At 49.1% G+C, this 1,857-nt stretch carries 2 pseudogenes; one reads left to right on the top strand and one right to left on the bottom strand.

Annotation, left to right across the window (positions count from 1 at the left end):
• A pseudogene (locus Q0614_RS07500) lies at positions 1-252 on the bottom strand (chemotaxis protein); the annotation flags it as partial.
• Positions 253-1,481: 1,229 nt separating this feature from the next.
• On the opposite strand from Q0614_RS07500, the pseudogene Q0614_RS07495 reads away from it, so the two are divergent.
• Positions 1,482-1,857 (top strand): annotated as a pseudogene (locus Q0614_RS07495) (transposase); the annotation flags it as partial.

Below are 1,857 nucleotides of genomic sequence, written 5' to 3'. Positions count from 1 at the left end.
AAAGCCGGGATTTTTGCGGCTCAAAACCACGTCCAAAAACTCGCCCCAGAGCTTTGCAAGCTTCCTTCGCCTAGCAATCACGTGCAAGATCGCGACGCAAAGCAGGCCGAATCCTGCAATTTTATGTAGGCTCATCCACGCCTCGTCATATTCGCCGCGCACGAAATTAACGCCCGAAAAGCCCAAAATGCAAAGCGCGCAGCCTAGCAGCACGATGAGCGCAAATTTGTAGACAATCCCCGCCTTAAGCATAAAATCTCCTTGCTTTATTTTTAAAATTTAGCGGCTTAGGCGTAGCGCACGCGAACGCTACGGCGGCGTTACGTCTCGTCGGTCGCCGCTATCGTATCGCCTCGGCGTTATTGCGCCGCCCGCACTGTTGCTTGCCTATACGCTCCGCGGATCGCCATCATCGTATCGCGACGTTTGAGCTACTTGCACTGCGCTTTGCCTACATGCGCATCCTGTCGATCGCGGTTGCCATATTGCGGCATTTTATGCTGTCGCCGCCGCAATCACGCAGCGCCCTTGTACTGCCGATCCGTCGTCGCGGCAGCGTTGTTCGCTTCGATCGTAGCGCCGTTACGATGATGATTTGCCCAAGCGAAGGTTATGTCATACGGCGCCGAGTAGGTACGTATTGTCGTTCCGCTTCTCGACTACGGCGTGCCATCTGCGCCGCTGATGTGTTACACGCCATTCGACGCGCTACCGATTTATCGCGACGCCCACGCATCGCACCGCTGCCGTAGCCCACTAATTTAGCACGCCGTTACGCTACCGATCGAGGCTCGGTCTAAAATTTTATTTAGGCGCCGTCTTCTTGGTGGATCATTTTGCATTTAAATTTTACCGACTTAATTTCGCGCAAAATCGCGATCGCGCGCCGTCTACCGACCTCCAAGCCGCTCGCCGCTGCGTAGTCGTATGGCCCATGACGCCGCCGTGCTGCCGACTGCGTGCGAGCGCCTAGCCGCGCGGGTGCCGATGCCCATGTATGCGAGAACTTAGCGTCTAGGCTAAATTTTATCGCCGCTTAATATAAATGAGTAATTTTAATAAATCTGGATTTAAAAAGATATGAATTTAAAGGCAAAATTCCTGCCGCGTGAAATTTAAAGGGCCGAATTTAAAGCTCTATCGTCCGCTCAAATATGTCCTCAAGGCCCGTTTGATGCACGATTGCTAGCATGCCGAGGTTCGGCAGATCCGCGCGCAGACCCAGTAGCAGCTCGCGCGCCGAGGCGGGATCGAGTGCGGACGTGATCTCATCGGCAAAAACAAAGCTCGGCTTGTGGTAATGAATACGTGCGAAACTAAGCCGCTGCGCCTCTCCGCCGCTTAAAATTTGGTTCTCTTTAATTTAAGCTCACACAAAGAAGTAGTAAGTTACGATGAGAGCTATGAAAAACAGGTATATAGTCCGTTCCCGAATTTCGCAGAAGAAATTTAGAAAAATTCTCAAGTAGTTCACAGAAGATATAGAAGCATCAAAGATATCAAATTTAACTAAAATTTCAGAAGCAACCCTATGTAAAATTTTTAGGGAAATAAGAATTCTTATGTCTCAAGAGTGTGAAAATATAAGCAAATTTAGCGGTGAGATTTCCAGCTCGCAAGCTCGCCTAGAAGCTTCGCTTTGAGATTGATGAAAGTTACTTCGGATCTAAAAGAGTAAGGGGTAAAAGAGGTAGAGGCGCAGCAAATAAAACGCCAGTGTTCAGTATGCTTAAAAGAGACGGCAAAGTTTATACTCAGATAGTTAAAAACTGCTCTGCTAGTGAGCTAATACCCATCCATATTATCGCAATATAGCGAGCTTGATAGCTCTACTATCTATTCTGATTGCTGGAAGGC

Origin of the sequence: uncultured Campylobacter sp. (genome assembly GCF_937997595.1) — a bacterium.
Taxonomy (GTDB): Bacteria; Campylobacterota; Campylobacteria; order Campylobacterales; family Campylobacteraceae; genus Campylobacter_B.
Note: the sequence above shows the minus strand (reverse complement) of the source record. Positions and strands in the feature narration are given on the sequence as shown.